9 protein-coding genes are annotated in these 5303 nt (G+C 41.8%); 4 read left to right on the top strand and 5 right to left on the bottom strand.

Annotated features, from left to right (window positions below):
• Positions 1 to 101: 101 nt before the first annotated feature.
• The 4 genes from HCR01_RS36685 (at position 102) to HCR01_RS36700 (ending at position 1901) form a co-directional block, all read left to right on the top strand.
• Positions 102 to 491, top strand: a complete 390-nt coding sequence (locus HCR01_RS36685; protein ID WP_193200814.1) for a hypothetical protein — start codon at positions 102 to 104, stop codon at positions 489 to 491.
• Positions 492 to 540: 49 nt separating this feature from the next.
• The gene (locus HCR01_RS36690) at positions 541 to 963 is read left to right on the top strand and encodes a DUF2958 domain-containing protein (protein ID WP_193200815.1); all 423 of its coding nucleotides are present in this window, start codon (positions 541 to 543) and stop codon (positions 961 to 963) included.
• A 144-nt stretch (positions 964 to 1107) separates the two neighbouring features.
• Positions 1108 to 1380: a hypothetical protein gene (locus HCR01_RS36695; protein ID WP_193200816.1), complete on the top strand. Its 273-nt coding sequence runs from the start codon at positions 1108 to 1110 to the stop codon at positions 1378 to 1380.
• Positions 1381 to 1478: 98 nt separating this feature from the next.
• A complete protein-coding gene (locus HCR01_RS36700) occupies positions 1479 to 1901 on the top strand; it encodes a P63C domain-containing protein (RefSeq protein ID WP_193200817.1) in 423 nt (140 codons plus the stop codon).
• Positions 1902 to 2041: 140 nt separating this feature from the next.
• Here the strand turns inward: HCR01_RS36700 and HCR01_RS39680 are convergent, their stop codons facing one another.
• From HCR01_RS39680 to HCR01_RS36720, 5 genes are all read right to left on the bottom strand, one after another.
• Positions 2042 to 2167 (bottom strand): CopG family transcriptional regulator, encoded by a 126-nt coding sequence (locus tag HCR01_RS39680; RefSeq protein WP_320073265.1) that lies wholly within the window; start codon positions 2165 to 2167, stop codon positions 2042 to 2044.
• 110 nt (positions 2168 to 2277) lie between these two features.
• Positions 2278 to 2604, bottom strand: coding sequence for a hypothetical protein (locus HCR01_RS39685; RefSeq protein WP_226890048.1), 327 nt, complete (start codon positions 2602 to 2604; stop codon positions 2278 to 2280).
• A gap of 98 nt (positions 2605 to 2702) precedes the next feature.
• A complete protein-coding gene (locus tag HCR01_RS36710) occupies positions 2703 to 3488 on the bottom strand; it encodes a hypothetical protein (protein WP_193200819.1) in 786 nt (261 codons plus the stop codon).
• Positions 3489 to 3504: 16 nt separating this feature from the next.
• Positions 3505 to 3936, bottom strand: a complete 432-nt coding sequence (locus tag HCR01_RS36715; RefSeq protein ID WP_193200820.1) for a hypothetical protein — start codon at positions 3934 to 3936, stop codon at positions 3505 to 3507.
• A complete protein-coding gene (locus HCR01_RS36720; RefSeq protein ID WP_193200821.1) occupies positions 3933 to 5075 on the bottom strand; it encodes a ParM/StbA family protein in 1143 nt (380 codons plus the stop codon). The genes HCR01_RS36715 and HCR01_RS36720 overlap by 4 nt, the downstream gene beginning before the upstream one ends.
• Positions 5076 to 5303 lie beyond the last annotated feature (228 nt).

The raw sequence follows: 5303 nt of genomic DNA on the forward strand, positions 1-5303 counted from the left end.
TTCTCGGTCTATATCTTGAGGCAGGTTTTGGTTCATATTTGTGATACTCCCCCTGAAGTGTCCTCTTGTCAATACTCTGCCACCTGAATCCTTACAAGGAAATGATGATTACTACAACATTAGCACCAATTCAATTCGCACAGTCCACCGACGAAAACTCTGTTGCCTGTTTACAGATAGTTTATCAAGAAGCCAGGATAGACTACTCCATCCTTGAGCAACAAATCAGAAATACTCCGATAGATCAATTCAATTTACTAGTGCAACTCAACGAAAAATTAGTGTCCGCAGCACAGAAGATGGAGACGGCACTTGCTGCTTGGAGTGATGAGCTAGACAGATTTCTAGACGTGCCATTCCAGCCAGATACACTACCCACGCCAGGACTGAGATTGATTGACGGATGGTTGCACGACAGTCACGGCGGACGCACATTAGTGCTTGATTCACCTCAGCTACAGCTAGAACTCTTGCCCCACAAAGAGTTTTAGCTGTCCTTTGTATTTTATTCGCTTCATCGAACTAACAGAGGTTTTCATCATGGAATTACTAACAGCAGAGATTCGCGCTCAACTGCCAGATCTTGGGGAGCAAGAGGGCGAAATTGACCCGATTGCATATGTTAAATTCTTTATGCCGGATACTAAGTGGACTTGGTACGCAACTGAGTTTGATGGCGAAGATACTTTCTTTGGTTTAGTGCAAGGGTTGGAGGAAGAATTGGGATGTTTTTGTTTAAGTGAATTACAAAAAGTTCGTGATTCCTTCGGTCGGCAAATCGAGCGCGATGTGTGTTTTAAGCCGACACCACTTTCAAAGCTGCGTCGTCAATCAAAAGTCGGTGGCTATTACAAATCATCAGATGATTTCATGATTACCTACGATTTCAATGATGATGACAGCCAAGACCCGACACAGTTTTTCAACTTTATGAGTCAGCTGTTGGGCAGCGGCGATCACTAATCAATCATAATCCCCGGAAATTACCGGGGGTTCAAACCGCATCGGGAGCGCATGAAATCACTACTAAGTAGGTTTTATACCTGCTCGACGCTCTCTTAAAAATTTGAACTAACCACAATTACAAACTTTTAGGACAAGCCAATCATGTCTGATGATATTCTACGGCAAGAGATAGACGGTATCGAGTATTTTACCATTGCGAGTACTGGGGAATCGGGGATGAGTCAGCGGGGATTGTCTCGGCTTTGTGGAATGCAGTTGAGAGCAATACAAAACATACTTGAAAACCTGACTAAAAATACAGCCCCCCAATGGCTTCAAAACCTTGTAGGAAGGGACTTATACCTGACTAAAAAAATACTGTTAAAGGTGGTGAAACAACACCAATTAAAGCCAATGTATGTTGGGGTATTCTAAGATATTACGAGCGCAAAGGAAAGATAGAAGCAGCCACAGCTTTAGACGCAATCGGGGCAATTGGTATAAACAGTTTTATCCAAGCCAAGACAGGATGGTTGCCAGAGCAGTACCAATCATCTCGTAAACAGCGGCAGGAAGTTAGCCGTATTTTAGAAACACCACAACCTTGGACACGAGTTTTTGAGGCTGAGTTTGAAGAGAATCTTGCACGGATCACCAAGCTGCACAAAAAGCACATCAGAAACGGGATTTACTATTGGGAGCTTGTTTATAACTGGATGACACCAGAAGAACGGGCCAAGCTTGATGTCGTGAATCCTGTTCTCCCGAATGGACGTAGACGGCACAAGATACACCAGATGTTGGATGAGACAACTAAGCAGAGATTATCTCCTCATGTGACATCGGTATTAACTTTGATGCAGTCAGCAAACACAATTGCAGAATTACGACGGTTGATACAGCGACGCTATGGAGTTGACCAGCCTAACTTGTTTGATGGGTGGAACTTGGGATAATTGAGATCCTCCTTAATAGTACAATGGTACTGTAAACGTTGAACTCCTCAAAAGTTAAAACACACTAAAATGCTTCTGGAGGAATTATCCAGAAGCATTTTTATTCATTGTTTGGTTACTAAATGAAGCGATCGCTAGTATTATTGAGGTTTGGTTACAGGCAAAGAGCGAATCAGTTCACGAATCACATCAGTTGCATCTCTACCTGTCTGCAAACAATACTCTTCTAGTTTTATAGCTTCAGTTCGTGCCAAATTGACAGTGATGCGTTTGACAGCCCATTTTTTATTGTTTCTGACGGTAGATTTATTTTCAAGGCGTGCTGTAGCTAGTACCAAAATATTTCTCCTTTGTTGGTAATTGATTTTTGTAAAGTTTACCTGCGACGGCGAGGTTTACTCTTATTGCGTTCGTACTCTTGCAGCACCTTCTTAACTTGGTTGTTCAGAAGTACGCTTGATCTGTTTAAGCGCATTTGGTAACAAAAACTTTCAATTTTGGGGCAAAGGATAGTGTTAGGGGTGTTAATACCCCAGGCTAAGCCCGATACTAGAGCTGCTGTAACTAAAATTGCACATACAAATATACCAGAGCGGCCTGAACCAATCCAATGACCAAACCAGAATAGGTCAGATTTGAATTTTTCAGCACGTTGCGCTCTTAACACCCTTTGCTCTTTCTCTACTTCAACCCACTGCTGCAACTTCTCCAGATATTGATAAGCCAGCTTGGTTGCTTTGGCGTTTGATGTTTTGTCTATTTGAATATCAATGGTGCGTTCCTTGGCGGCAACCTCTTGCTTTAGCTGGTAGTCGAATCGCTGTTTGATTCTGGCAGAGATGCCGCTGATTTCATCGAACAGAGGGAGGAGAGATTCGTCCTGGAGCGACGCTCGATCAAAATCTGCAAAGGTGACTTTTTTCCTTCTAACTCTGCAATAATAGTCTCTTCTAGTTGGTGATAGAAATCGCGGATTTGTTGCTGATTACGCTCCATGTTGGCGGTAATCTTTTGCATATATATTTGATTGAATGCATCAGGTGCAGTCTCAGCTAGCTTGTCCGTGACTCTATCAACCAACTTGGCAAATCCTTCTGATGATGCTGTACTAAGTCCTTGGATAGTAGCATTAAAGTCTATGGACTCATCCTCATCACTGATAGTCTCAATAATCAGATCGCATTCCTGCTGGGTGTACTCCTCTTTCTCTTCAAGTTTAGAAGCTTCAATAACTTTCAGGGTATCAGCTAAAGAAACTTTACTACCAATTAAGTCGCTGATAATAGCCTTCAATTCAAAAAGGCTTACTGGCTTCGACTTACTAGCTTTTTTAGACTTATTATTTGATTTTTGCGGTGGGATGCTTTCGTCTAATGGCGCAATTTCATTTACCAAATCTTTCCTGTAGGCAAAGTGCTGAGCTAGTTCTTCGGAGGACTTACTTTGTTCAATGAGCGCTCGACACTCATTAAATAGGTGTCGCTCGTCATCGGTATAGTCTGATTTATCTTGAAGGTAGCAAGCTTTTAGTATTGCTTGGATCTTCTCATCAGGGAGGTCACAAAAAAGTTCACTCTTATGTATCATAGGTAGTTCCTATTGATTAGTAGTCAGAAATTACACTGTTACCAAATGGGCTAAAAGCCTGATGTGGCGGCTGCGGTGGCGTACTTGCACTCTCGACCACAAAGGAATCAACTGTCTTGCCTTTGGTGTGTTGGACTATGCCTTGGGTTTGCTTTTCCTTGTCAGAGTCTACAAAATCTAGCTCAATACCTGTCTGCTGTTTCAAATATTCTTGTTGCAACTTCCACAAGTAAGCGGACTGGGCAAAAGAAGCCTGAATTGTTTGAGTAGATTCTCTACCGCTAAAAAGGCAAAGCGTTAACCAAAAAGCTTTGAGAGCAACCAGAATCATTTGAGATTTGTCATAAGGAATCAGAGCCTTATTGTTCAAGAACTCAAGTATTTTATGCTCCTGACTGCCTTCAAGAACTCGTAGCTTAACAGTAAAAACTTTGTAGCTGTGGCTCATTCGCGCTTAACTCCATTAGTGGCAGTAGCAGTGGCAGCGGTTACATGCGAAAGTAAGTAGCTTGACAATCCATAAGCATCCGTCAAACGAGAACATAAAGCTTTTCTTTTGGAGTCAATACCGAAAGTTAGACGCACATCTTCTTCAAGTCCTGCCGCCCAAGAAATATTACAGCCAGGAAAACGTTGAGCAAAAAAGTTTTTGAGGTCGTCTCGATAATAGTCACAAGCTCCACCACCAATAATTATCTCGTCACAGTCTCCACTAATATATGTAGTCAGAAATTTTGAAACTTTTCTCCAGTACTCTTGCCTACAGGTCGAAACGGCCTCAGCGACTAGATCAGCTTCTTCAGTTCTTCTGGTAGAGCTTCGAGATAAAGCGAGGTTCTTAAAATTTTTACTCTTGATGTCTTTGCCAACTGAATGAATCGTTTCAAGTAAAGTCCGAAGTCGTTCTCTAGACCCATATCCAGAAATGCGACTAGCAACGCTTTCGACAAACTCAAGAAAGCCTAACGGTTCAGTATGTCCTTCAATAACCCCTTTGGTAAATTGAATAACTGAAATATCTCGATATCCCCACATGCAAGAGACTATTTTTTGACTACTAAATACCGAACCGCCTAACTTTGTGCCACGAGTCATAGCATGTCCGCCACCTTCAGGGATACATACAAAAATTTTTAGAGCTACTTGAAAAGGCTTGTCACAAAAAGAAAAATTAGACAAAGCAACCCTGACATCTCGCTCAAATCTGTCCTTATCTTTCCACTCAGTATAAGGAAGAGGTACGGCCAAGGCTAGCTCAAAAGTATTTGTTAGTCCCTCCTCTTGTGCCATCACCCCAACTGCTGCCAAAACTTTAGCTATAGCCCATTCAGATTTTATCTCTTTAGGGGATACCCTCTCTCCATAAACGTTTTGAGCCAAAAATCCAACTGCGTACAAAGTGCCGCCATACTCAACCCATGACTCATTCTCTGGACTAGGAGTCATGATCCTTCTGGCTTTGTAGAAGTCGATTGAATCTCTTGTCACCTCTACAACTTCAGGAGGCATCAACAAAAGTTCGGGCTTGAGTGGTATGACTCTCCAAATTATTTTTGTATCTGAAATTCCTGGATCTAGGGTGATCATTGGAATTGATTGATTTACACTCATTCTTAGATCGTAGTTACTCTCTTTGTATTAAGTTAATGCGAAATAATGACAAATCTTTGCTAACTAAATGCATAATAACACCAACTTATTACCAAACTGTTGATGACTAGACCTCTTGCAAAAGTCCCATGAGGGTGGGACAAGTAGGTTAGAGCATTCTTGACATCTATGACGTACGAAAAGGTAAAAAACCTTAAGCCAGAA

It is taken from the genome of Nostoc sp. MG11, assembly GCF_014904695.1.
In the GTDB taxonomy this organism is placed as follows: domain Bacteria; phylum Cyanobacteriota; class Cyanobacteriia; order Cyanobacteriales; family Nostocaceae; genus Komarekiella.